This window comes from Pantoea sp. XAF26B01_ASV70 (assembly GCF_054512635.1).
Genome location: NZ_CM137251.1, coordinates 1,292,473 through 1,317,119, shown reverse-complemented (window position 1 = coordinate 1,317,119; position 24,647 = coordinate 1,292,473). Strand labels below are relative to the sequence as shown.

20 protein-coding genes are annotated in these 24,647 nt (G+C 53.2%); all 20 read right to left on the bottom strand.

Annotation, left to right across the window (positions count from 1 at the left end):
* Positions 1-41: 41 nt before the first annotated feature.
* The 20 genes from ACX8ZY_RS06345 to ACX8ZY_RS06250 all read right to left on the bottom strand — a co-directional run bounded on the left by ACX8ZY_RS06345 (position 42) and on the right by ACX8ZY_RS06250 (position 24,645).
* On the bottom strand, positions 42-512 hold the full coding sequence (locus ACX8ZY_RS06345) for a hypothetical protein (RefSeq protein WP_192072770.1): 471 nt from the start codon (positions 510-512) through the stop codon (positions 42-44).
* A 14-nt stretch (positions 513-526) separates the two neighbouring features.
* Positions 527-979: a type VI secretion system baseplate subunit TssE gene (gene tssE, locus ACX8ZY_RS06340; RefSeq protein ID WP_062758737.1), complete on the bottom strand. Its 453-nt coding sequence runs from the start codon at positions 977-979 to the stop codon at positions 527-529.
* On the bottom strand, positions 972-1,508 hold the full coding sequence (tssJ, locus tag ACX8ZY_RS06335; RefSeq protein ID WP_171820335.1) for a type VI secretion system lipoprotein TssJ: 537 nt from the start codon (positions 1,506-1,508) through the stop codon (positions 972-974). The genes tssE and tssJ overlap by 8 nt, the downstream gene beginning before the upstream one ends.
* Positions 1,489-2,592 carry a type VI secretion system baseplate subunit TssG gene (gene tssG, locus ACX8ZY_RS06330; RefSeq protein WP_459260793.1) on the bottom strand — a complete coding sequence of 368 codons (1,104 nt, stop codon included), beginning with the start codon at positions 2,590-2,592 and terminating at the stop codon, positions 1,489-1,491. Before tssG ends, tssJ begins: the two co-directional genes overlap by 20 nt.
* Positions 2,547-4,310 (bottom strand): type VI secretion system baseplate subunit TssF, encoded by a 1,764-nt coding sequence (gene tssF / locus ACX8ZY_RS06325; protein WP_459260791.1) that lies wholly within the window; start codon positions 4,308-4,310, stop codon positions 2,547-2,549. Before tssF ends, tssG begins: the two co-directional genes overlap by 46 nt.
* A 20-nt stretch (positions 4,311-4,330) precedes the next feature.
* Positions 4,331-5,926 carry a type VI secretion system protein TssA gene (gene tssA / locus ACX8ZY_RS06320; protein ID WP_459260789.1) on the bottom strand — a complete coding sequence of 532 codons (1,596 nt, stop codon included), beginning with the start codon at positions 5,924-5,926 and terminating at the stop codon, positions 4,331-4,333.
* Positions 5,926-9,339, bottom strand: coding sequence for an ImcF-related family protein (locus ACX8ZY_RS06315; protein ID WP_459260787.1), 3,414 nt, complete (start codon positions 9,337-9,339; stop codon positions 5,926-5,928). The genes tssA and ACX8ZY_RS06315 overlap by 1 nt, the downstream gene beginning before the upstream one ends.
* Complete coding sequence (locus ACX8ZY_RS06310; protein ID WP_158149142.1) at positions 9,326-10,486, bottom strand: hypothetical protein; 1,161 nt, start codon at positions 10,484-10,486, stop codon at positions 9,326-9,328. The genes ACX8ZY_RS06315 and ACX8ZY_RS06310 overlap by 14 nt, the downstream gene beginning before the upstream one ends.
* Before the next feature lie 3 nt (positions 10,487-10,489).
* A complete protein-coding gene (locus ACX8ZY_RS06305) occupies positions 10,490-10,756 on the bottom strand; it encodes a PAAR domain-containing protein (RefSeq protein ID WP_158149141.1) in 267 nt (88 codons plus the stop codon).
* Between the two features lie 159 nt (positions 10,757-10,915).
* Complete coding sequence (locus ACX8ZY_RS06300; RefSeq protein WP_459260784.1) at positions 10,916-11,485, bottom strand: hypothetical protein; 570 nt, start codon at positions 11,483-11,485, stop codon at positions 10,916-10,918.
* A 201-nt stretch (positions 11,486-11,686) separates the two neighbouring features.
* On the bottom strand, positions 11,687-12,415 hold the full coding sequence (locus ACX8ZY_RS06295; RefSeq protein WP_459260782.1) for a hypothetical protein: 729 nt from the start codon (positions 12,413-12,415) through the stop codon (positions 11,687-11,689).
* Positions 12,416-12,457: 42 nt separating this feature from the next.
* On the bottom strand, positions 12,458-13,225 hold the full coding sequence (locus tag ACX8ZY_RS06290) for a hypothetical protein (protein ID WP_158149138.1): 768 nt from the start codon (positions 13,223-13,225) through the stop codon (positions 12,458-12,460).
* Positions 13,218-15,155, bottom strand: coding sequence for a lipase family protein (locus tag ACX8ZY_RS06285; RefSeq protein ID WP_459260780.1), 1,938 nt, complete (start codon positions 15,153-15,155; stop codon positions 13,218-13,220). The genes ACX8ZY_RS06290 and ACX8ZY_RS06285 overlap by 8 nt, the downstream gene beginning before the upstream one ends.
* A 1-nt stretch (position 15,156) precedes the next feature.
* Positions 15,157-17,697, bottom strand: a complete 2,541-nt coding sequence (locus ACX8ZY_RS06280) for a type VI secretion system Vgr family protein (RefSeq protein ID WP_459260778.1) — start codon at positions 17,695-17,697, stop codon at positions 15,157-15,159.
* Positions 17,698-17,982: 285 nt separating this feature from the next.
* Positions 17,983-18,372: a putative T6SS immunity periplasmic lipoprotein gene (locus tag ACX8ZY_RS06275; protein ID WP_459260776.1), complete on the bottom strand. Its 390-nt coding sequence runs from the start codon at positions 18,370-18,372 to the stop codon at positions 17,983-17,985.
* 129 nt (positions 18,373-18,501) lie between these two features.
* Positions 18,502-18,963, bottom strand: a complete 462-nt coding sequence (locus ACX8ZY_RS06270) for a putative T6SS immunity periplasmic lipoprotein (RefSeq protein WP_459260774.1) — start codon at positions 18,961-18,963, stop codon at positions 18,502-18,504.
* Positions 18,957-19,505, bottom strand: coding sequence for a type IV secretion protein Rhs (locus ACX8ZY_RS06265; protein ID WP_459260772.1), 549 nt, complete (start codon positions 19,503-19,505; stop codon positions 18,957-18,959). Before ACX8ZY_RS06265 ends, ACX8ZY_RS06270 begins: the two co-directional genes overlap by 7 nt.
* Positions 19,498-22,122, bottom strand: a complete 2,625-nt coding sequence (tssH, locus tag ACX8ZY_RS06260; RefSeq protein WP_459260770.1) for a type VI secretion system ATPase TssH — start codon at positions 22,120-22,122, stop codon at positions 19,498-19,500. The genes ACX8ZY_RS06265 and tssH overlap by 8 nt, the downstream gene beginning before the upstream one ends.
* 302 nt (positions 22,123-22,424) lie before the next feature.
* Positions 22,425-22,916: a type VI secretion system effector Hcp gene (gene hcp / locus ACX8ZY_RS06255; RefSeq protein ID WP_022624183.1), complete on the bottom strand. Its 492-nt coding sequence runs from the start codon at positions 22,914-22,916 to the stop codon at positions 22,425-22,427.
* 4 nt (positions 22,917-22,920) lie between these two features.
* The gene (locus ACX8ZY_RS06250; RefSeq protein ID WP_459260768.1) at positions 22,921-24,645 is read right to left on the bottom strand and encodes an OmpA family protein; all 1,725 of its coding nucleotides are present in this window, start codon (positions 24,643-24,645) and stop codon (positions 22,921-22,923) included.
* Positions 24,646-24,647: the final 2 nt, after the last annotated feature.

Below are 24,647 nucleotides of genomic sequence, written 5' to 3'. Positions count from 1 at the left end.
TGCGGGCATATTCAGAGGAACGGGTACTGCAATACCAGCAGTTATGGCAGAAGCGCCAGAATCAGACTAAAAAAGGTGCTTTCATCAAAACTCTGTCCGGGACGGGATAATGCTCCCGGCGGAGTAAAGGACCAGTCACTGAAATGACCTGCCCGCATGAAAAGGCGCCCCACAGACGTCACACTGCCTTCTGCATAAAGGGTCAATTCCACGCATCCTGTCACGCCCTGACCGTACAAAAATACCGGTGTAAATTTTACAGAGCGGTCGTCGTAACGCAGGGTGATAGCGGCAATCTCAAAAGTCCTGTCCTCCACCAGCAGGTCCGTAACAGCGACGGTAAATGTTTCCACATTCAATCCGGTACCCACCAGCCACGCATCCATCTGCTCCTGAAGCTGCACCATTCGCAGGCGAAACGCTGCAATATCGGCCTGAGTCTTGCTGGTAGATAAGATCGGGGCTGGCTCTCTGGCCTGTAGTTTTTCGAGGAACTGTGATTTTACTGACATGGTATTAACTGGCCTTACAGACGGGTTGCTGTGTCAAGATACTGCTGTTGCTTCAGGTGTCGCAGGAGAACCCGCCCTTCTGGCATAAACTCGGTGCCATAGCGTACGAGGCCAACACCGTTAAGTTCCGCATCAATGGCGTAGCGCAACTCACCGGGGATGTTCTGTTCCAGCAGGACAACGGCTATTTTTCTCAGGCGTGGCTCATATCTGAGCAGAACAGCCGACAGAGCACCCATCAGTTCATGGGCAGTCCCCGGCATGCCCTGCAGGATTTTGGTCATATCCGGCAGGCCATAGTCCGGCAGATGCGCCAGCGTGCCAGCACGGCAGTTAAGGATCCGTTGCATGTTATCGAGCACGGACAAAATCACCTGATTTTGTTCACTGACCTGATGGAGATCGAGGCCGCCGGTGAAGTTGCCGTAGAGTGTTTCATACAATGAAGGACGGGATAACTCACTCATCTTTCAGCGCCTGAAGTGTCAGCCGGTTGTTCCCCGCCTCAATGACGCGTGCTTTATCCGGATCGAGATCGTCACGACTCAGCACCACACGCCAGGTGTTGTTCTCCTGGTCCGGTGACATAAACATCCCGGCCACCGCCACATACTGCGCACTCTCTTCCATCGGCATATCAACCGTCACTGCCCCACCCGGCTGCAGGCGGATGTCTTTCTCCGCCACCAGGTCTGCTTTGATGGCCTGACTGTCAGCCTTAAACAGTGACGGATAGTCCGTCATGTCGAATGTTTTCCGGTCTTTGAGCTGGTAAATACGCACCACCGTCGACAGCGCCACCCCGCCTGCATTGCTGTTAACGGCCTCGCGGGCGCGGATATCCAGATGCAGGGTTTTTACCTGCTTGTAAAAAATCGATTTGGTCACGGCAACGGTGCCGTCCGTCACTTTCTGGGTCAGCCCACAGCCAGCGAGCATCAGTGTGATGCCCGCGGCCAGTGCAACCAGAGGAAATTTACCAGCGGTAATCGCCATCTTCATCGGTCTCCCTGCGGTGAATATTTTCCTGTACCCGCTCATAGCGGCCAAGATTGATGGTTATGGTTTTGGGGTGCATGACGGTGTTCGCTGCATTCAGCGGCCGCATCACGGCGGTACGGCCCAGTTGCACGGCACCTGCCTGCGGTTTACTGCTGATGGTCGCGTCAGGCAGCAGACTTCGGTCGACACACAGCTGTAACCGCACATCGAGGCGGGAGCCAAGATAGACATGCAGCAGCGCCATTAAATCCGTGTGAAGCTCCCCGCTCGGTAACCAGCCCTGTACTTCAGCCGGGTCAGAGGTAGTCAGGCGCATCAGCACCCGGCTGTTCACGTCGGTGGCATAGCTGCCCATCACCGGACGGTTTGTCAGGGTGACGGGCTGGCTGACGCTCATGGTCAGGGGCTTTTTCAGCGGCGCGCGGCGTTTATCGTGGTGCCAGATTTTCGCCTGTGTGTTGGGTGCCAGCAGGCGCACCAGCGAGGCCATGCCTTCTGCGGTACGCCCCGGCAGCAACATGACCGGCAGCAGTGCCAGAAAGCGTGAAGCCGGAGTCGCGATACTGTCCGTGCAGCCGTTAATCCCGAGCCCGGCAAGTCCCAGCAGGTACTGCGAGGTGTTGTCCTTACCGCCTTCTTCGAAAGTCGCCGGGTATGAGTATTTACGCCAGATACGGTAGTACTGGGCAATCAGCCGGTGGTTGAAGATATCGAGGAAATCCGCGGTGGCCTCATACCCTTCCCGTCGCTGGGTAATGTCATCGATATAGTGCGTCGGCAGCGGGGACTCCACGCCGTAGAGTCCCATAAAGGTGATGCGCACAGTCGGCGGCAGATGCGAATACTCAGACTGCTCAATACCTTTAATTTCTGAAGCCGGAAAACCCATCCCCGGGTGTGGCCGAAAACGTACCGGTTCATGACGTACCTGCCAGGTACTGCCCGTAACCGGTTTGTCCGGCTGGTTCTGCTCCAGCAACTGGCAGAAGCGGTAAAAGTTGATATATGGCAGCCGGTCCCCCAGTTGCGCTATCAGCCGGGCAGGCGCGGACTGTGATTCTCTTTCCACCGGATGCATTTTCCTTCTGGCTGAACAATGAGGGTGAGCTGGTTAAACTGGTTCATATCGGCATACAGAGCAAAGAACCGGTTTAGCATTTCACCGAACAGGTGAATATCGCCCTCGCCGGTGAAGCCGTTGCTGTCGAGGGTCACTTCGATATCCAGCCCCCGCAGCAGGTAGCCCTGCTCAAAACGTTGCAGGCGGTGGTGCTCCACCTGCTGAATCGCCTCCAGACGCCGGGTATTCAGTTCATCTCCCTGCCAGTTATAGAGTGCCAGCGTCCCGCGCAGCACTTCGGCAGTACTCATCATATTCAGAAACCCGGAGCCGAGGTGGCTCAATACCCGCCAGTGGAAACGGTCTTCCGCAGGCGGGTAAACCGGCAGCGTGGGCTTACAGAGGTTGCGTACTGAAAGCGGTGTACTGACCACCTGCTCACTGCGGTCGAGCAGCGTGCTCTGAAGCGCCCGGCGCGGTAACTGACCGTTGGTGCCGGTGATTTGCAGCGATACGGCTTCGCGCTCAAACAGGCGGTCATCTTCCCACTGGTGCCCGCCCAGAATCAGCCAGGTGTCATACAGCCCGGTGACACCCCGCTTAACGCGGGTGTGGTAATAGCGAGGTGGCGCATGACTGCGCATCATCCCGCCCTTGTGGCGGAAGCTGCTGAACGGCACGTATTCGGCATCACTGGTGCGGTTTGAACCGGTAACCGAATCCACCGAATAAATCTCAGTATGCCCGTCCTGGAGCCGCTTAGGACGCAGCAGGTACTCACTTTCAAGCCTGGTGATGGTGAGAGGGTCAGCCTCCAGCGTAAACAGGTTAATCACCGGCACGCAGTGGAGGCGAACCGCATCATCGGTGACCGGCAGGTCTGATGGCCACGGCGTGCTGAAGACCACTTCGATGTCGAAGTACTCAGCCCCGGCAGGCGGCGGAATGTCGTCCAGACCGTTGAGGTGGACAAACATAAACTTGTTGCGGAAGGTGAAATACTCCAGCAGCAGCTGGTAGCCACTGAATGCGGTGTCGCCTTTCGGCCACAGCCCATCCTCTTCGGCAAACCCGCCCGGTGAGAAATACCCGTCAAGCCGGATACGGTCGATCTGCCCGGGCAGGCGCATATACAGAGCGGCCTGCCTTCTGGTCAGCATCAGGTGCAGCTGGCTACTGACGGGCGCGTCAGCCTCAAGATAGAGGCTCAGGTGACTGAGGTCAGCATGGGACCAGTCTGCCTGAGTGCTGCAGGCAAAGCGCATCCGCAGCAGCGAACGCCCGTCAGGCTCAGTGGTCATAGTCACCCCTGAGATGTTCAGCGGGTTGAGCATCACATCCCGGGTAGTACGGTAGCGACAGACCGTATTTTTAGGCCCCACCGGGCGGGAATACACTTCCAGACCCGCTGGCATCACTTCCGCCATCTTCACGGCCTGAAGCGCAGGTGTGAACGCCACTACTGAGAGTGAAGGAATGGTGCGCAGGTAGTGTGGCCAGAGCATGCTGACCAGCCCTTCGGTCAGTTCCGGCAGGTCGTCGTCAATCTTCTCGCGCAGCCGCCCCATCGAAAAAGCAAAACCTTCAAACAGACGTTCGACATAGGGATCAGGTGTGCCGGCCTTATCCAGATCCAGCATCGCGGCCCGATCCGGATGGGTCTGAGCAAATTCTTTGGCCGCTTCACGGAGGTAGCGCATTTCCGCGTCGTAATAACGCAGGGTCAAATCTTCCATTTATTTCTGTTCCTGTGGATTTAACCGCAAAGCACGGCGGCACGGGCGGGATCGACGGCGATCAGCCCGGCAAGTAACTGGTCCATTACCGGCGTAAGGCGGGTCTTATCAGCCTCACTGCGACCGGCTTTCAGGCGCAGGAGTTTCAGATGACGGGCCTGTACCTCAAACAGCAGCTCTGGCTCCCAGTCATTGAGGGTCACTTCTCTGGCGCGCTCACCCAGTTCTGCAAACAGGAGCACCGCCAGGTCATTCTTACCGTACTGCTCAGCAATGCGGCCCATTAGCAGTCGCAACAGCCATTGCTGGCGCGCGGTGGCGATGCCGGGCCGGGTCTGCAACCAGCCCAGCGCCGCATCCGGGCCTTCACTGTCGGCCAGCGCTACGGCTTCCGGCTCCAGCGACAGAATGTCATCGTTACCGGCGGTGACCGGGGCTGATGGCGTGTCATTACCCCAACCGCCGACGGTGTCCAGCACGCTCTGCTGGATCCAGTTCAGCGTCACTTCGTCCGCAAACGGCGTGCCGTCACTGAACGCCAGCGTCTCCAGCCCGGACAGGCGCGACAGCAGCCCTTTCAGATCAGCCGTGACAATGTCGGCCAGCGTTTCCTTGCCGGATTTCGTCAGCGCCTGGTGGATGTACCACTGTAAATCCAGCCACAGGTGGTTGGCACCGCGGGAAAACGTGCTGTCGGCCGTTTCCAGCATTTCAGCCCAGTTCTGCTGCAGGTAGAGGCGTTTGAGTAACGCGCGTTGATCCGCCCTTGGCGGCTCAATACGCGTGCGCCCCTGCGCATCCGGCGCCGGGATAGCCCGCAGGGTGTCATGACGCAGACTTTTCATCAGATGGTGTGCTGACAGCCAGCCGTCCGGCTGCTCACGCAGATATTCGGTGAGGGTGCGGGCCTGGGCCAGCAAATCCTGGCCGGAAGTGATACGCCCGATAGCCGGCGCATCGTTGTGACTGGCAGGTGAAGGGGTTTCGCTGGTACTGGCGTTCTGCGGTACCACGGCATCCACACCCCCCGCTTTGTGCAAACGACTTTCCAGGGCACCGTACAGCGCATTGAGTTCAGGACGGGTTTCATCGGGCTCATTCTCAATAAGCTGTGATATCAGCAGCAGCGCACCAGTGGTTCGCATCGCATCGATCCTGACCACTTCCGGGTACAGGGAAAGCGAGTCGGTCATGCGCGACCCTGCCAGCCATTCAAGTGCCGCCTTACGACTGCGGTCACGCTGCGGATGCAACTGTGTACCAAAGCGCTCCAGCAGACCGGCCAGCAGTTCAAGTCCTTCGGCCAGCCCCTGCTCACCTTCGCGGTGCAGCTTCGCCCAGCAGTAGTATGTAGCCACACGGATATCTTTGGCGGTCGTGGTCAGCAGCTTCTCAGCAAGCCGGCAGATGAGTTCGGTATCCGCGCCGGAGAGTTTATTGACCTCTTCTCGCATCTGCTGGAAGTCATCGTCATATCCCGGGTCCTCGCCAGCGGGCGATGTACCGGACAATGGCTGCAGCCAGCTGTCCCACTGCGCCACGCGTTCACGGGTGGCTAAAAGTAATGGTTCCTGTTCTGTCTGGCAGGCACTGAGTAAGGCATTGAGTGTGCTCATCAGTACGCCTCCCCGTCGTCACTGACCGTATCTGTCGCCGGGTCTGACGGTATGACGCTGGTGGTGCTGAAGATAGTTTCCGGCAGGCGAAAATTACGCAGCTTCAGCAGCGCCAATGGCCCCTCTCCCACTTCGGTTCGCAGGGTGTAATTGAGTGTACGGCCGTCCTGAGCCTTCCAGCTCAGGCTGTAACTGCTGCCCACGCCCGGGTAAGACTTGACCACAGCTTTATCGAGCAGGCGTATCCAGCCCCATGCTCCCGGAATGTCGGCATACTGACGGGTGCCAGCCTGGGTACTGACCCAGCTCAGGTTCGCGCCGGGAGCTTCGGTATCCGCAGGCCACGAAAAGCGCTTCCACGCTGGCAACTGGTTCACATAGGTCAGCTTCTGGCTGTCAATAATCATGTCGGTCTGCATCACGCCATTGGCCGTGCCCGGACGCAGTTCGAAGTTCATGCCGGCATTGCCTTCGGTGAAGGCCACATCCGAGATATGGCTCAGGGTGTTGATGGCGTTGAGGAACGCCGGGTTAAACGCCAGCCCCTGTGAGTTGATGCTGTCCGGTGCCCAGTGGTTTCCTTCTTTGTGCAGCACGCCTTTAAGGCGGGTCTGCAGGAACTGGGCGATACGCCCGGAATCGGCATTGAGGTATTTAGCCAGCAGCGGCAGGGAGACATCACTGCCAGAGTTGTTAAACGGATAGCGTCCACCAAAGGCACTGTTCCACTCAGCCACCACTGCCTGCTGCCACTGGGTATTGAGGCTGTCGGCCGCCGGGGTCAGCACCTGCTGCCAGGCCTGCTCCATCGGATTCACAAACACCGTACGCCCAAAGCCGCTCCACTCCTGACCGAGACTCGCGGCAATCAGGCTGCCGTAGTCGCGGGTTTCGGTCAGATCCACAGCCTTGCCCTGGAATACGGTCTGGGCAATGGTCTGGGCCATAGCCTGCGGGTCAGCAGCATTGGTCACCTGCTGCAGTCGCAGACGCACCTGCGTCACGCGGGTCAGAAACGACTGCAGACTCAACTCCTGTGCGCCCGTGCGGATCTTGTCCATCAGCGCCAGCACCGGGCCAAAGGTCGCATCCAGCGGGCCATGAACCCCGACACTCTGGTCAATGGCATCTTTGTTGTCACCACCGAGCAGGTTCTTCGCTGACTTCACCAGCGAGTCGGAAATCGCTTCGCCAGTTTGACCCGTGCGCCCCTGCACATTGAGGGTGTTCATCAACGCCACCAGAGGTGACTGACGCACATCAGCCATCAGAGTCAGCTGGTCAATAGAGTCCGACAGCGTGGTGGCCCGGTTCCAGCGCAGGCTGTTGAGAAACTCCAGCCAGGCTCCGCCGAAGTCAGCGAAGTAGCGCTCGGTCAGACGTTTTTTCAGTGCTTCCGGCGAGGTTTCGTTCTGTTTATTCACCTGACGCTTACTGTCAGTCAGCACCCAGTCAAGCTCGTCCCGGCGCGCCTTCACCACCTTCTCGATGGCGGGCTGCACGGCCTGCTCCCAGGCCTGACGGGTGAACATGCCCGGCACGATTTCCGTAGTGCTGAACAGACGGGATGCATCGGTATCGCCGGTCATGTCTTCAAGGCGCATATCGACATACAGATGCGCCACCTGGGAGAGCATCTTCTGGTACAGGGTCGACTCACTGTTACGTAAGCCCATCAGGCGAACCAGCAGGGAACGCGCCTGGCTGACCATGTTCTCATCTGCCCGCAATTTCCACTCAGGGTGCGCAACCAGCTGCGCACCATAGAACGACAGCAGTGACGGCGCCACGCCCTGCCAGACACCGTCTTTCACGCCATCGCGTTTTGGCCAGTCGTGCAACAGCGCCGGGCTGAACCAGGCCGCGTCCATATGTTCCGGACGCGCCAGCATCAGGTAGAGCTTGAGCTGGTCATAGGTGGCTTTTGCCATCTGCTCACGCAGCGGGCTACCCGGCGGCAACGCGTTAAAGGCGCTGACCTGCTTTTGAAGATGGGTTGCGGCCGCATCCCGCAACAGCGGCAGTGCACTGTCCTGATAGCGTGGCCAGAGTGCTGCCAGCAGGGCATTATTCTGGCTCAGGCCGGCCTTCTCGTACCACGGCACGCCATGCTCAGAGCGGTACTGCAGACGAGCCAGGGTTTTCTGGAGTTCAGACAGCGCGTGCAGGCGCTGCTCCAGCGGCTGATTCTGTCGGGCGGCAAGTGCGGCCTGGGCATTCGCCCCGTCAATCTGGCTGCGGTTGGTGACATAGGCGATGCTCATCCACGCAGCCCAGCCCACCATCGCCAGGGCGATAACCGACGCAAACACTTTACGCCATGGAATGCCCGGCTTGCGCGGACGCAGTCCGGCAGGAAGCATTCGGACAGACTCAGGCAGGACATCCCAGCGCTTATCCATGCCCCAGTGGTGCGTCACGGCACGTTCGGCACCGGCAGAGGGCTGACTGAACACCACACCAGCCAGCGGTAGCGGGCGGTACGGATTGAGCATCACCGACAGCGGTACGGTCACACTGTGTGGCTCGCGAATGAGGTGGTCAGCCAGCGTCAGTAAGAAGTTATGTTTCACCTCACCGCAGGTCTGCTGCAGACCCTGTGAAGTCAAATCCGGCGTCAGGGCGGAGAGTTGTTCTGCCAGCCCTTCGGGGCGACATCCGGCAGGCAACAGGCAGCCGGTCGCCTGCGTAATGCGCCCTTCCGGCTTACCGGCGCGCGGATGCAGGGACCAGACATACAGCGGGAGTTTCCAGCCAAGCGTTTCCATACGTGCGCTGATGGCATGAGACAGGGAATCCATGGTGCTTTCAGATGGTACCGGCAGCGGCTGCTCCAGCCCCGGCGCTGAAATCTGGTCAAAGGCCGAGGTGACCCACACCAGCCCATCCACCGGACGGCGGCGCAGTTTGCGCAGCGCGGTCAGCCAGGCGCTGTCTGCTGGCGTATTGAGGTCACCGCCCCACAGCAACAGCGTGCCGCGATCTTCCTGCCAGAGTTGAGCCGTAAGGCCTGGAGTCAGTTGCTCCACTTCAGTGGCAGTACCGGTTATCAGCAGGATGCGGGTTTTACGGCCCCAGCGCCGGCCGTAGAGGTTACGCATGGCGTCACGGATGGAATCAACGGTGACATTGCGTGGCGGAGTCCGGGCAACTCTTGATTCATCAGAAGGCAACGCATTCTTCTTCTGTTCTTGCCAGCGATAATACTTTTCCTTCGTAAACCGGAACATGAACGGCGTATAGAAAACAATCAGTAAGACTATCCATACGGCAGCAAATGCAAGCACTTGCTTCAGTCGGGTATCAAGGCCATGCGAGGGGCCGAAATGAAGGATCACGGCCACTATAATCGCTGAGATGCAGGCTATTATGCCGGCAAGCCCCCCTCTGCTCCATGTACTACCCGGCATCATTATTTCCACTCCCTGAGGTAACAGTACTGACAAAACGATCAGCACCTGAAGTAAACAGCCCTAAAACAGGTTTGTTGCTCACAGACACGATGTCGGCCAGGAGTGTGGCTAAAAGCCACGCACTCCCGGCACCTGGAATACCGTTATATTTTTCCAGTACATCAATTTCCTGCGGCACCCACGGCGTCAGATGTGATTGAGACGCGGTCATTAGATCAGCAAACCCGTCATTCCAGTGCCCGCAGTCACAAAACACGTTTGATGTCTGACAGGCGATTGTTTGTGTTTCGAGGAACAATTCCATATCCACTTTGAAATTTGCCATGTCCAGCGGCATCGGTCGTAATATGCGGGCAGAGTGAGGAAGCTGATATTTTTCAGCAACATCATCGCTGGTAAGTACCATGCTCGCGAGTGCATCGGAATACTGTTCAGCACCCTGGTTCTGCAATATCAGGATCAGATCAATGTCGAGAACGGGATTTTTAAGACGATCTTCGATCCAGGCAAAAGAAAGGGCTTCACAACATGAAATCGAACCTGTCAGCGCACGCCCTGGGTAAGTTCTTCCCCATGATTCGCGAAACCGGGTCTCGAAGTCTGAGGAATTCATGTCACTCACAATGGTGACGTTGAATGGCACTGTCGCAGGCAACATCGCGATCGCGTTTTGTACACCGGCCAGACCCAGTTCGAGCAAGGAGGTGGACGTCGCTGATTTCGCATCAAAATGGCTGGTCAGTGAAAGAAATTGCGGCGCATCTGCAGCATCCGATTTAGCAATGGCGTCAGAGGTCACTCCGGAAGGTAGCAGTATGCTGCTGCCAAGCACGGCCAGATAGCGTCCAGCCCAGGCTTCCCACTGTTGCTGTCCGTATTCAGCTTCCTTCTGCAAAAACTGATGTTCATTGACTGTTCTGCCCCACAGCCACCCCCGCATACAAAACAGGAAAAACCAGCCAAAAACCGGGCTGGATGCCAGCCACCAGATATTGAATACAGCCAGTGCCTTAACCATGCCTGATGCATGCAGAATAAACAGCAAAATACCCACAACCGCGGCAACCCCCCCTGCCAACAGCCATCCCGTAAAAGATGGCTCAGGAGGCAACTCCATTGTTGTTGCTTTTGTCCTTTCCCAGCCCATTGATTATCCTACTGTGCTGTTCTGAGCACTTGAAATTACAGTACAACCGCACTGACATTTGCAGCCATCGACGACAACAGCCCGACCGTTAAATGTCCGGTGCGGTGATCCTTCCACGATAGGATTAGTTCCATGCCCATCTACCGGACAACTCACCATATCACCCACTAACGCGGCTTTTTTCCCGTCGACGGTAATATTGGAAGAGGCGGAGACCACTTTTCCGCCGTGAGAAGTTTTGTCTCCGATCAATACGATGCCATTGGACATAATAAACACCTATATTTATTAGCAGTTACTTTGCATTTATTTTATTAAAATCAGAAATTTCGGATGGTGGCGATAATGTTCGTTCATCTGCACTGACACAACTAACAATAAGGACATTAAAATGCAGAGAAATAATTTATTTAGCCCCTTACCCTTAAATTAATCCTTCAACCTGTTTACATCAGGATGAGTTGTTCCATCAGATACAACCGAGCCATCAGGGTAGATAATTTTATAGTACACCCCAACTTTTTGTTCTGTTGGAGCAATCATCTTGGCCACTTTAGATTCATCAACAGTCGGTTCGAATCTAACCTGAACGTTTTTAGCTGAAGACACTATCTTTTTTAGTAAAAAGTCATTCTGACCAAATAAATTTAAAGTATCATTCACATTTATATCTTTATTACTATCGATTAAAGGATAGTACACAGGAGATAAAACAAGCTCAGAACCTTCAAACACCTTAAATCGACCGTTTTTTGTTGCATTTTCATCAAACGCAATTATTGCACCAACTGCGCTTCCAGGAACTAACCCCAGGCCGAGGTGAGTAGCATCTACGTATTCAATACCCAAATTAAACTCACTCAGTTTCCAGTTACACTTACCGCCACCATCTTTTGCTACTTTTGCAATCCATAAATCAGAACCGCTTTGTTTCTGAAGTGCAATTTTAATAGGGTTATACCCAATCTTTTCATAATGCTGCCCATCACGCATGCTCATCAACTCACGCTTACATGAAGTCGAAACATACAAAACCTCAAGAGGAAATGGTTGTGTATATGATGAGGGATTCCTTACTTCAACATTAATCCACTGAGTATTCGCAGGGGGTGACAGTGTACGATCATCCGTATTGACACAGCTAACAATAAAGAACGTTAGCGTACTGAGGAATACCTTACTTATACACTTACGCATAAATCAATTCTTTAATCTGTTTACATCAGGATGAGTCGTTCCATCAGATACGACAGTTCCATCCGGATAGATAATTTTATAAAACTCTCCGACTTTATGCTCTTTTGGAGCAATCATCTTAACAAGTTTAGATTCATCAAGAGTTGGTTTGAATATCACCTGAATAGCTTTGGCGGGAGAAACCATCTTTATTTTCATGAAATCCTTCTCACCAAATAAATTCAACATATCGTTTGCACTGATGCGTTTATTGGTTTGTACCAAGGGATAGTACGCTGGAGATAAAACAAGTTCAGGATTTTCAAATACTTTAAATAGACCATTTTTGGTTGCATTGTCATCAAACGCAATTGTTGCGCCAACTGCAGTTCCCGGAACTAAACCCTTACCGAGGTGAATAGCATCAATATATTCAATACCCAAATTGAACTCACTCAGTTTCCAGCTACACTTACCGCCGCCATCTTTTGCTATTTTTGCGACCCACATATCTGAATCACTTTGTTTCTGAAGTGGAATTTCAACTGGATTATATCCCACCTTCTCATAATGCTGACCATCCCGCATACTCATCAACTCACGCTTGCAAGTCGTAGATACATACAACACTTCAAGAGGAAAAGGCTTTGTATACGCAGAAGGATTTTTTATCTCAATATTAACCCAGGCAGTATTTAGTGGGGGTGACAGTGTACGATCATCTGCGCTGACACAACTAACAATAAAGGACATTAGCGTGCAGAGGAATAATTTATTTAGCCCCTTACACATAAATTAATCCTCCAACCTGTTTACATCAGGGTGAGTTGTTCCATCAGATACAACCGAGCCATCAGGGTAGATAATTTTATAGTACACTCCAACTTTTTGTTCTGTTGGAGCAATCATCCTGACCACTTTAGACTCATCAACTGTTGGCTCGAATTTAATCGAGACGTTTTTGGCAGTAGAGACTATCCTTTTTTTCACAAAATTGACTTTACCAAATAAATTTAAAGTGTCATTCACGTCAATATCTTTATTACTATCTATCAAAGGGTAGTACACAGGAGATAAAACGAGTTCAGAACCTTTAAATACATCAAACCGACCACTTTTTATTGCGTTATCATCAAATGCAATTGTAGCACCAACAGCCGTCCCCAGCGCCAACCCCTTACCAAGGTGAGTTGCATCAACATATTCAATGCCCAGATTAAATTCACTCAGTTTCCAGTTACACTTACCACCACCATCCTTCGCTATTTTTGCAAGCCATGTATTAGAGTCATCTTGTTTCTGAAGTGGGATCTTTATGGGATTATATCCCACCTTCTCATAGTGCTGGCCGTCTCTCATACTCATCAGCTTTCGCTTACACGTCATTGATATGTACAGGACTTCAAGGGGAAAAGGTTTTGTATACGCCGAAGGGTTTTTTATCTCGACATTTACCCATTCAGTATTCGATGGTGGTGATAATGTTCTGTCGGTTGCCTGAACGCATCCATTTAGCAATAAAACAATCTGGAGCAAGACGAATGAATTTAATCTCTTATACATTTTCTATATCCTCTTCACCATAATGGCCAAATCTTTTAAGAGCATCGCAACCGGATGCGGCAGAGATGGTTGAGCTAAGCGAATTTTTTAGCAAATCCTCGATCGAAAGAAACTTTTTATTCCTGTCAAATTCATTCTTAGGGATTTCACTTGAATAGTGATCCATTTGTAAATTGAAGGATGCTACTTTATCGGCATGCTCAGTGAAGCTCTTTCCATCGCTTAACCCTTTTTCATAAGCTAATCCTAACAATTTATTATTTATATAGGGCATATAGGATGTCAGAAGATGATTTCCAACATTCGCAGGCATCCCTCTATTTGGGTTCATGCCTTCGGGAAAAAATTCTTGAAGATCTTCCTTAGTAAGTGAAGCTTTAAAATCCTTTTGATCTTGCCCGGATTGCTTAGCCTCCTGAAGTGCCAGCGAAGGGACAAGATAGAGCTTAACTTTTTCAGGAAGTCTTGCCTGAATGGTCATGCAATTTCTTGGGTATGGAAGCTCAATACTACACTGTTGCCATTTTCTACTTTGCGTAGTGGTTAAAAATACGACCGCATTCCCATGGTGCCAAAAACAATCTCCCCACTCTACGACTTGCCAGGCCGTAAGTTCAACGACAGACCATAAAAAACCAAGAGTTGTTCCCAATGGCCCCCATAATTTATATAACTGATTATCCAGATCAGCTTCAGGTGGAACTGATGGTACTGGGTCTTGATCATTTACATGCCGATAGTGAGTAATACTTGATAATACATCTACAGCATTTTTAGTGAACGTTCTTGGCATACCGTATGTGTAAAGAAGTGGGTTCCTATTTTTTAACCTAGCAGAATGAATTAATGCCAGCGATCCTCCTAAGCTATGACCACAAATGAATAAATCCTTACCCAATATTTGTCTGGCTAGTTCACGAAGCTGTTCTTCAAACATTCGTTCAATTAAGGTATAGCCTGCCCAAAATCCCGTATGCACCTTCCCCATAGGAACTAATGAAGTACATTCTGATTTGATATTGCAGCTGTCGGACTCTACAGGCCTAAATGATGCATCCGTTATCCCATCAGTCAGACTAGCAGTTCCGCGCCACGCTATAACTATTTTATTCTTATTGTAGACATAATAAAACTGCGTATCACCTTCAGGTTCTTCTGCTTTAGCTGAATCAAAACCGACAGGGGCAGCATATCGATCAGAATATGGAATATCGATAACTAAAGCATTAATAATCGATTTCCCAATTTTTCGGGAGGGTATAGTCGACAGGTTCTGGCATTGATTAATAAAATACTTCGTGATGATGTCTGTATCATCATAAGCTAAATCTGAGGCTAATCCTAAATTGATGGCATTTGCCATAGAGTAATCATTCTGATGATGGAGAACTAACTCCCAAGCTCTAAACGGGCAAATTTCGATCACATGACGTTTTTCAAGTTCATTTGTTCTGACCTTAACACCCTGAAATGAGCTACTCATGGGAAAATGGAATAAGGGCAATCCCTCCCCGTCCCTTAATTGCAAATCAGGTTGCTCATGACATAGTTCCCCCACAACAGCGTAGTGCCATACATAGCCATTTTTCTCTGCTTCTGGACGAACGGTCGAATCTTTTATAGGATCCCTACCAACACGAAGAACTCGCTTTTCCATTTCCTTTGTCAGTTGATTACTGTCAAGTGCCAGTTTCAACTCAAGTCCATGGGGCATATCTATGCGAATAAGTCCATTTGCATCGCTTTGACCTGAATGCGTAAAGTTATCGACTGGCCCTGAAACAGGGTGAGAACTTTCGGCTATCCATGGCATATTCGCCACGGGATCGCCCTGCTCATCAACCAACTGAAATTCTACCCAGTAGGGCATCTGCTCTTCGCATGGAGCATGGGGATTTTTACGGCAGAGTGAGGATACAGCGGTAGTCATTTTATTCGCCCTCCTGGCTATCAGCAATATTTCGCGGATATTCGATTTTTAACTGCGATGGCATAGACGTAAATATTGGAGAAGTCTCTCCTTCTGCACCGGAAATGCCCTCATAAACATCACCTTCAGCGGTCGTAATTTTATATGTGGTGAAAGGCTTGACGGCTCCGCTGGTCGATGACGTTGTGGTAAATCCTTCGATGTACCCTTTCGGGAAAGTCACCGGCGGTGTATCTAAGCTGGCAGGACCTGTCTGATTAACATTGGCCGCTTTCAGCAAAATATTTCCCGGACATCCCAATTCAATATTCCCGCCGCTAAGCTTTATATAAGCACCACCGCAACTTAAAATCAGTTCCTTGCTGGCATTTACCTTCACGCTTCCCTGACCACTGGCGACAGTGATGTCCTGTAATGCTGAGACATTCATGGCGTCAGCTTGTGCCTGAATATCAACCTTCCCAGCCCCGGCATACATTTTCATTCCTGCAGCCTGTGCAAACAAACTTACAGCCTCGCTTGCCGCTACAGTGAACGATTGCCCGGTGCTGATATCTGTGTTTTTACCTGACATGAGGCCAATACTTGCCCCACCTGAAGCAAGCCGGACAACCTCAGGACTGAGAATGCCTATACCAGCAGGTGCACTGGCCAGCATTCCTGGCATTTTCAGATATTTCAGTGAGCTGTTTAGCGTCTTTTGGCTGTCGATGTCAGACACCGTTGCCTGTGCCCCTTTCGCAGCTGCCTGGAGGCTTCTTGCCAGCGTGAGTGCCTGTTCCAGTTGTTCTACAGCCCTGTCCATTTCAAGCATTTTACTGCCGACGTCAGGTTGAGCATCTGCAGTGAGCAGAATCCCCTTACCACCACGAACGCTGACCCAGTCGTTAGTGCGCAGCTCCGCTCCCTCGCCACGAAGGGCCCTGGAAGCATTGACGTTGTGTCCTAAATTGAGCTGGGTCTTGCCGCCATACTCCGTACTAAGCTTGACATGCTCTTCGCCGCGCTTGTCCTCCATCCGCAGCTTGTTCAGGCCTGCGGTCCTGACTACGTTACGCGTGCTGTTGGCCTCAGTGACGTGGTCAACGTGGCGGGAGTCGTGCATAGCATGGGCGATATACGGGCGGTCCGGGTCGCCCTCATGAAATGCAATGGCAACTTCAGTGCCCGGGATCAGCGGGAAGTGGAAGCCGTATTTGTCCCCTCCGTAAGGTTTGGCAAAGCGTACTGGCATGCTTTCCATGCCCTGCTTTTTGTCATCACGGTCGGCATCAAACTTCACCCGGTACATGCCGGATGCATCCTGCCAGGCGTAGATGTCGTTATCCTTGGCGCTGGTCACTCGTGCCGTCAGGGTGCCGCTGACCACCGGGCGTTTTTTAGCAGCAGGACGCCAGCAGCGGTTCTCGTAATACGGCATCCCTTCCCACATCACGATCAGGGCATCTTTACGGCTGGCTATATAGCCCGTTCGGGTGATGATTATGCCGTTGTCCGTTTCTGATGGCAGTGTCGGTGGTACCACACTTTCACTGATGGTCAGCACCTGGGCCGGAGAAAGCAGGGCATCATTGCTGCACCCGCTGATAATCGTCTGTCCGGAAAGAAAACGCTCATGCTCAAGGCGTGCCCAGAAATTGCCGGTTTCCGCTGAAGGTGTGATTTTGTCGCCACGTTCAAGATGACGCGGTAGATAGTGATAAACCTCACCGTAGGTAACACCGTCACCGTCGCCGCGGGTCATGTCCGCCGGTACAGAGGTCAGGACATTCTGGGCTTCACGGTGATTGTAATCACTGGCGGTGACAGAGCGCTCAACCACGTTCTGTCGGACATTAACCCCCCATACCGAGTCCGCTGCACTGTCACTCATTCCCGATGGACTGCTGAGTGGCAAAGACTTACCAAACGTCCATGCGCTCTGTTTGTCTGCGAAATGCACCACTTCGGTCTGGGTGTCGGGTTGCAGGGTAAAGAAGTAGAAAATCCCCACTTCGGCCAGCAGACGCTCAATGAACGCAAGGTCATTTTCCTTGTACTGGTTAATCTGTTCACGCTTCGGATAGTCGGCTTTTAGGGTGAACTCATACTCCCAGCCTTTCAGGCCATGCTCCTGCAACACTTCGGCGACAACTTCCGGTACCGACTTATTGACAAAAAAGCGGTGGGTACGGAATTGCTTGCGCAGCAAAGACAAGAACGGCTCAATAATAATCTGGTACGTTGCCTGGTCACGTGAACCACTGATACGCTTAAAATGCGTCACCACACCATGCACCACTTTCTGCCCGGTCAACCCCATCAGTGGCCCAGTTCCCATGGTCAGCGTGGCTGGTTTGGTCAACAGTTGCGCTGAACTGATATTCTGATCGCTGCTGGTAAAGATAATGTCGTAGTGGTAAAGCTCACTCATGAACTCCTTACCGCTAAACTCTTCCACATCCAATGAGGCTGCGCAGGACGGAATATCCAGACGGTAGCGGTTCAGTCTGCCTTCAGTTAGCGCAGACAGGGTGTTCTTAAGCGTATCAGTCAGACTCATGATATTGACTCCATGGGATTACCTGCAGTCCATGACTTTTTTGCCGAAGGGCAAATTGCAGGTTTAATCGGGGTACTCAGCGAGTACGAAAAAGCGTGATTATGGCTCCGGCCCCGAGGGCACTGGCGAAGGTTTTAATCAGCAACACGGTCATTTCAAAATTGTTTATGCCGTATTCGCCATCGCCACTAATGGGGATAAAGCGCTTAACAAACGTGTAAATAAAAGCAACCGGAAGAAAGAGTACGCTTATCACGACCAACGCAATAAAGGTGAATGTTCTCATTATCTTATATTGACCAGCCACTCGGAAACTTGAATTGATCCATATGGCCTTGCTATTTCTCGATCGATCAGAGGAAAATTGTATACCTGCCCATTATTCACCCCCACGCCAACGACAAATTTCCGTGGCTCATCTTCATGTTTCTTTGAAATCAATACATACTCAAAAATAAGCTTCCCCTTATCCGGAAAATGATAAAAAGAAGGTGGAATGCATAATTTTCCATTAACGATCGTGAGACCTGGAGAGAAATTAAAATCCTTCTCCTTCGAAGGTGTTCCTCGTGGATTTATCCCCATGTCAGCAGGTTGATAATTCTGAGCATCTGGAATATCTAAACATACATTTTCCCCCTGCTTGCTGACAGATGTGGTTTCATGAGGAATCATCCTGTCTCCCGGGCCAGGACATCCTGTCAGCACGGAAAGGAAAAAGAAGGTGAATATTCCTTTCAGGCATAAATCAAAGCATCGGATTATCATCATATAGAAACCGAATGTTACTATTCAGTATAGTGTTTAGCGTGCCGTCGCTGGCACATGGTATTCCCGTGTCGTCAACGATACATCCCGGGCCTTACCGTTGATCATTTCAAATCCGGTGACAAAGCTCCTTGGATGGTTACTTTTACTCTTAGACTGCAATACAACCTCAACAATAAATGGGGCTTTTGACGTATCAGGAAAATGGTAAAACGAAGGACTAATACATAATTGACCATCAATAATTCGTAAATTCGGGTTTTCGGTAAACTGCCTTTCTTTAGACGATTTATTCCTGATGTTAATAGAGATGAAAACAGGCTGATAATCCTTACTATCTGGGACGTAATAACAAACTGCATTATTCTTCATCCAGACGCTGGCTGTTTCAGCTGGGTAATATTTCATCCCACCCCACGGGCATCCGGTTAATGTAAAGACAGAAGTGACAGCTAAAATAAGAAACAGTACTGAATGCCACCACTTTATTTTTACCATGGAAATCCTCTCAATGAATTTCTATACATTTCTCGGATGATTGATTCAGATGTATCACCATCAAGAGTAACGATCTCCCAGCCCCTGAGACGCAACCAACCATCATAGCCATGAGCCTCTAGTGTAAAATTATCTGCAATAATCTGCGCCTGCTGCTCCATCGGATATTCACTTAACAGGCGACCATCAAGAGTGTAACGATAACTCACCATCCAACTGACCACCCCTCTCATAATAACATTCATGCCTTTCATTCGTTGCCAGACATGTCCCATTTCATGGATGAACATATGTTGAAGATCGTCAGTTGTCTGGGAGAAATCGTCGCAGTATTGGTCACGAAAATAAATCTCCCCATTTGGGGTCATAGCCGTATTCTTATCCTGTAGATTGAAAGGGAGATAACTCTCTCTGTGGATCCATACTTTCGAATAATCAATGGTGGATAAAAATACAGAGTGTGCCATCTGTATCTCACCCGTCGTAAGTAGCCTGACACCACCTTCTTTAATCCTGTACTCATCCTGCGTTTCATCAGTCATGTGTAAATTCCAGTACAATCCCTTCTTCATCATCCCATCTAAGCCGCAGCGACTGCGGTTTCTGCTTCGCCGCCATATGAGTCAGCAACTGCTGACTCAGTACCGGCAGAATTTGTTGATTGAGCAGACTGTCGACGTTACGTGCACCGGTGTCCGGCAGCAGGCAGGCGGCGACCAGCGCGTCATACAGGCTCTCATCAATCTGCGTGGTCAGGCCGTAGTGACGATGTAAGCGCTTGCTGACCTGTGCGAGCTTCATTTCCACGATGGTGCGCATGGCAGGCTCACTCAGCGGGCGGTAAATCACGCTCTGGAAGCGCGCCAGCAGCGCGGGCTGGAAGTGGTTGCGCAGGATCGGGCGCAGCAGCGCGTGCAGGTCACCTTCGGTGGCGTCCGGCTGCTCATCCAGCAGCTGCATCAGGTGATCGCTGCCGAGGTTCGAGGTCATCAGGATAACTGTGTTACGGAAGTCGATTTCACGCCCTTCGCCATCACGCATAAAGCCGCGGTCAAAGACCTGATAGAACAGGTTCATCACGTCGCGGTGCGCCTTTTCCACTTCATCGAGCAGCACCACGCTGTACGGACGCTTGCGCACGGCTTCGGTGAGAATACCGCCCTGGCCGTAACCGACATAGCCCGGCGGGGAGCCTTTCAGCTGCGACACCGTGTGCGGTTCCTGGTACTCGGACAGGTTGATGGTGATGAGTGACTTCTCGCCACCGTACAGCACATCCGCCAGCGCCAGCGCGGTTTCGGTCTTGCCGACGCCGCTCGGACCGACCAGCAGAAAGACACCCTGCGGACCATTTTCTGAGGTGAGGCCTGTTTTCGCCGCACGCAGGCGCTGAGCGATGGCGGTCAGAGGAACATTCTGGCCTACCACTCGCTGGCCAATTTCGTTTTCCAGGGTCAGCAGGTCGGTCTGTTCGTCTTTCATCAGTGACGACAGCGGCACGCCGGTCCAGTCGGCAATCACGGTGGCAACGGTGCGTACGTCCACATCAACGGAAAGCAGCGGGTTGCTGTGCTGCATGCCCTTCAGCTCCTGTTGCAGCGTGCGCGTCTCGCTACGACGGGAGATGTCCTGCCGGCTTTCCAGCAGTTGTCCGGTGAGTTTCAGTTCCTGACCGTACTGGGTTTGAAGCTCGTCGAGTGCAACGATGAGATCGTTCTCTTCCTGCTCAATGGCGGTCAGGCGTTCACCATGACTCTGAGTGCCGACGGCGATATCTTCCTGCAGCGCCTGCTTCTCCATTTCAAGAGAGGTAATCTGCGAGCGAATGCGGGTCAGCTGTTCCGGCACGGTGTCGAGGCTCATGCGCACGCGCGCAGCGGCGGTATCCAGCAGGTCAACGGCCTTGTCCGGCAGCTGGCGACCTGTCAGGTAGCGACGGGACAGCGTGACCGCAGCGCGCACCGCATCGTCAGTGATGTGTACATTGTGGTGTTCGGCATAGCGGGATTTGAGGCCACGCAGCATCAGACACGCCGTCTCATCGTCCGGCTCGTCCACCAACACCCGCTGGAATCGGCGCTCCAGCGCGGCATCGCGCTCGAAGTACTGCTTGTATTCGGACCAGGTTGTCGCAGCAATGGTGCGCAGTTCGCCGCGAGCCAGCGCTGGCTTCAGCAGGTTGGCCGCATCGGCTCCGCCCACCTGGTTACCGGCACCAATGATGGTATGCGCTTCGTCGATAAACAGCAGAACCGGCACCGGCGACTGCTGAACCGCATCGATGACGTTTTTCAGGCGTTGTTCAAATTCACCTTTCACGCCTGCGCCCGCCTGCAACAGACCGAGGTCAAGGGTGCGCAGGATGACCGGTTTGAGGGATTCAGGTACGTTGCCCTCGGCAATACGCAGCGCCAGACCTTCGACCAGAGCCGTTTTACCGACACCCGGTTCACCGACCAGAATCGGGTTGTTCTTACGACGGCGCGAGAGAATGTCGACCATCTGGCGGATTTCGGTATCACGGCCGAACACGGGGTCAATCTTGCCCTCCTTCGCTTTGGCGGTGACATCCAGAGTGAATTTATCCAGCGCGTTCTGCAGCGCCAGGTTCAGCTCTGCATCGACCGGACGGCCGACAAATTCCACGTCACCACCGTGGTTCTGCGCCAGTCCGGCTTCCTGCTGCACTTCCGGACGTTCATCCGACTGCCCATCAAGCAGCGGACGCATACGTTCCAGCTGACTCTGGCCCAGCGTCAGCAGCGGCCACAGCCCGTCACAGCGAACCAGTTTCTGTTTGTAAACCAGCGCCATCAGTAGATGGATGCTGCGGATTTGTTCCTCGCCGTTAAGGGAAGCAATCAGCCAGGCTTCCTGCATCAGCGTCTGAATGGCATCAGACAACTGTGGACGTTGACGTACTGAACGCGGCTGTTTATCCAGCCAGGCAAGCAAATCCTGCCAAAGCTGGTCCATATCCCACTCATAGCGGCGGGCCAGCACCGTCAGGTCACCTTCCCCCTGTTCGAGCAGCTTCAGCAGCCAGTGCTCCGGCAAAATTTCCGCATGGGCGCGGGTCTGGCAGAGCGACGCCGCCCCTTCCATCGCACGGGCACAGTAAGGGTTCAGACGTCGCAACAGGATGGCTGGGTTTTCCATGAATCTCTCTCTTTGTCGGTTCCTGGACACGCTACCGCCCATCGCTGTTCCCGTTAAGGGGACCAAAGCGCATACGGTCAGGCTGGCAGTTTGTGATTTTCTTTGCTGAAAGCCCGCGAGCTGCAGACGTTCAGCAAAACAGCGGAAAGGTCATCCCCCTCCGCTTAAAAACGAGGATTACGCTTAAGAGTTCGTGTCGCAGGAAGGCGGCAAGTTCGTAAGTCTCCGGGAACATAGATAACTATGTGACCGGAGCGAGCGAACGCAGCCAACGCACCTGTGGCGCGAAATATGACGCGTAATCAGGCGGTGGCGCGTTCGTTCCAGGAATCGGAATGAATGATGTTGCCGTCTTTGTAGGTCCAGGTGATTTTTTCGTAACGCAGCTCGACTTGCTCGAGGTGGTTGTGCTTCTCGAAAGCTGGGTTTTTGATGTCGTGCATCACCGGATTCACTTTAACGACCTTCACGTTTTCCAGTTTGGTGTTGAAATACTCCACTTCCTGGCCCGCGTCGTTGATTTTGTACCACCTGAATTCCGCGGACTTGAGGGTCTGACCGGTGGTCACCGCCTTGTACAGGTACGGGCTGGACGAGTCGATTTCCTTGGTGAACAGGAACGGGGTGTGGATACGGGTCCCGGTCAGCTTGCCAGTGTTGTTGTCGGTCGGGATGTACAGGTTATGCTCCTGAGCAACAACTTCGATGCTGCCGTCACGATCCTGAACGTCCACAGACCCTTTAATGTCCGCGCCGCCGTCGTCTTTCAGCCAGAGATAAACAGGAATTGCCATGGAATTACTCTCCATTGTGTTGTGATGCGTCATCATCCTGCGATGACGCCTGGGTGTGGCCCGGTATCTGGCAGGCATTCGCCTGCGGTACCAGACTGATTTCGACACGGCGGTTGAGCGCGCGCCCATCCGGGGTGTCGTTGGTTGCGATCGGACGGCTTGCGCCATAGCCCTGCACCGCAAAACAGCTTTCCGGGACGTCACCGGTGTCACGCATCCAGTCGCGCACTGCTTCGGCACGCTTGAGTGAAAGCGTCTGGTTAAGTTTTGGATTGCCGGTGTTATCGGTATGCCCGGCGACCACAATCAGCCAGCCCGGCTTCGCTTTGATACCGACCAGGGAGTTGACCAGCATTTTGGTGGAGCCAGCCTTCAGCACGGATTTGCCGGAGTCGAACAGCGACATGCTGTCGAGGCGAATGGTTTTCGGACCCTTAATGATTTTCTTAATGACCGGGGGAGGCGGTGGAGGTGGAGCCCAGTCGCTGACGGCGGCCTCAACAGGTGGAACCAGGCGCAGCCCCTGATACAGCCCCAGGCGATAACGCAGTGGCTCCCCGCGACGCTGCCAGTCGTCCAGCAATGCGCCATCGGCTCGCAGGCGCTGCTGCGCACGCAGTTTCGGGGCAGCAGGCTTATCCGCCAGTTGGTGATATAACGCAAGGTGATCGCCCACATTACGAATGAGACGCTGGTTGTTCATCCAGGACGCCAGCATGGCAAGTGCCAGGAAACTCCCGCCCAGTAATCCGGCATAGCGCCAGAACACCATTCTGCGACTGACACCGCGTCGGCGCGGTAACGCTGGCAGCAGCAGCTCAGGCAGCGGCAGTGGCTCTGTCGTCACAACGGCATCCGGTGGCAGCGCCGTCACGGAAGTAATGTGCTGTTGCCAGAGATTCTCCGCGATACCGCTCACCGGCACCATGCACATGCCCTGTACGCAAGGCTTCATCACCGGCAGCTCGCCCTGGCGTACCGACAGCAGGTCATTCACCGCACTGTTCTGCCAGGCAAGCAGGCTGTCCAGCCACAGACCCTGACTCAGACGAGAAAGTCTCCCGTCAGATCCACTCTCCCGGGTCCACTCCGTCAATGACACATTGCCCTGACCGGGCTGATACACCTGAATACCGCTTCGCTGGCTTACTGTGGTAAACCAGACGGGTTCGGCCTCCGCGCAGGCCACTGGGGGCGATACCCAGGTCACGGTCCACAGCGGGGGGATCGTGCCAAATGCCGCACGGCACTGGACGACAGCCCGCTGCCAGCCCCGAAGATTCTGGGTAAAATCATCCCCGGAGATGTGCTGTTCAGGTACCACCGCCAGCATGACGGAAATTTGCGACGCCAGGGCCGGGCGCACCAGGCTCAGGTGCTGTGCCAGGAGTGGCAGCTGTTCTGCATCCTTCACCCACAGATACCAGCCCTGCCGGGTTTCCCGGTGACGGAAACCGGACACAAACAGTGGGGTGTTGTCGCCGCAGACGAGGATCACCGCCCCCTGAAAATCTTCCGGCGGCAGGTTTTCATCCACAATCTCCCGGACAGCGGTCGCCCGCGCCCCGGAGGCCCGACGCTGACGCCAGAACATCACCCCGGACACCAGAACAACCAGCAGACTGAGCGCCACGCGGCTGCCCGTGGACAGTGGCCAGAATCCCAGAATGAGCCACAGCGCCAGTACGGCACCCAGGGCAGTTAACAGACTTCGGTACGCATCCCGCATCG

Bases quoted from the DNA above. Each gene is read 5' to 3' on its own strand.
- ACX8ZY_RS06345 (WP_192072770.1), bottom strand. From the start codon at position 512: ATGTCAGTAAAATCACAGTTCCTCGAAAAACTACAGGCCAGAGAGCCA.
- tssE (WP_062758737.1), bottom strand. From the start codon at position 979: ATGAGTGAGTTATCCCGTCCTTCATTGTATGAAACACTCTACGGCAAC.
- tssJ (WP_171820335.1), bottom strand. From the start codon at position 1,508: ATGGCGATTACCGCTGGTAAATTTCCTCTGGTTGCACTGGCCGCGGGC.
- tssG (WP_459260793.1), bottom strand. From the start codon at position 2,592: ATGCATCCGGTGGAAAGAGAATCACAGTCCGCGCCTGCCCGGCTGATA.
- tssF (WP_459260791.1), bottom strand. From the start codon at position 4,310: ATGGAAGATTTGACCCTGCGTTATTACGACGCGGAAATGCGCTACCTC.
- tssA (WP_459260789.1), bottom strand. From the start codon at position 5,926: ATGAGCACACTCAATGCCTTACTCAGTGCCTGCCAGACAGAACAGGAA.
- ACX8ZY_RS06315 (WP_459260787.1), bottom strand. From the start codon at position 9,339: ATGATGCCGGGTAGTACATGGAGCAGAGGGGGGCTTGCCGGCATAATA.
- ACX8ZY_RS06310 (WP_158149142.1), bottom strand. From the start codon at position 10,486: ATGGGCTGGGAAAGGACAAAAGCAACAACAATGGAGTTGCCTCCTGAG.
- ACX8ZY_RS06305 (WP_158149141.1), bottom strand. From the start codon at position 10,756: ATGTCCAATGGCATCGTATTGATCGGAGACAAAACTTCTCACGGCGGA.
- ACX8ZY_RS06300 (WP_459260784.1), bottom strand. From the start codon at position 11,485: ATGAGCATGCGTGATGGGCAGCATTATGAAAAGATTGGGTATAACCCT.
- ACX8ZY_RS06295 (WP_459260782.1), bottom strand. From the start codon at position 12,415: ATGTCCTTTATTGTTAGTTGTGTCAGCGCAGATGATCGTACACTGTCA.
- ACX8ZY_RS06290 (WP_158149138.1), bottom strand. From the start codon at position 13,225: ATGTATAAGAGATTAAATTCATTCGTCTTGCTCCAGATTGTTTTATTG.
- ACX8ZY_RS06285 (WP_459260780.1), bottom strand. From the start codon at position 15,155: ATGACTACCGCTGTATCCTCACTCTGCCGTAAAAATCCCCATGCTCCA.
- ACX8ZY_RS06280 (WP_459260778.1), bottom strand. From the start codon at position 17,697: ATGAGTCTGACTGATACGCTTAAGAACACCCTGTCTGCGCTAACTGAA.
- ACX8ZY_RS06275 (WP_459260776.1), bottom strand. From the start codon at position 18,372: ATGATTCCTCATGAAACCACATCTGTCAGCAAGCAGGGGGAAAATGTA.
- ACX8ZY_RS06270 (WP_459260774.1), bottom strand. From the start codon at position 18,963: ATGGTAAAAATAAAGTGGTGGCATTCAGTACTGTTTCTTATTTTAGCT.
- ACX8ZY_RS06265 (WP_459260772.1), bottom strand. From the start codon at position 19,505: ATGACTGATGAAACGCAGGATGAGTACAGGATTAAAGAAGGTGGTGTC.
- tssH (WP_459260770.1), bottom strand. From the start codon at position 22,122: ATGGAAAACCCAGCCATCCTGTTGCGACGTCTGAACCCTTACTGTGCC.
- hcp (WP_022624183.1), bottom strand. From the start codon at position 22,916: ATGGCAATTCCTGTTTATCTCTGGCTGAAAGACGACGGCGGCGCGGAC.
- ACX8ZY_RS06250 (WP_459260768.1), bottom strand. From the start codon at position 24,645: ATGCGGGATGCGTACCGAAGTCTGTTAACTGCCCTGGGTGCCGTACTG.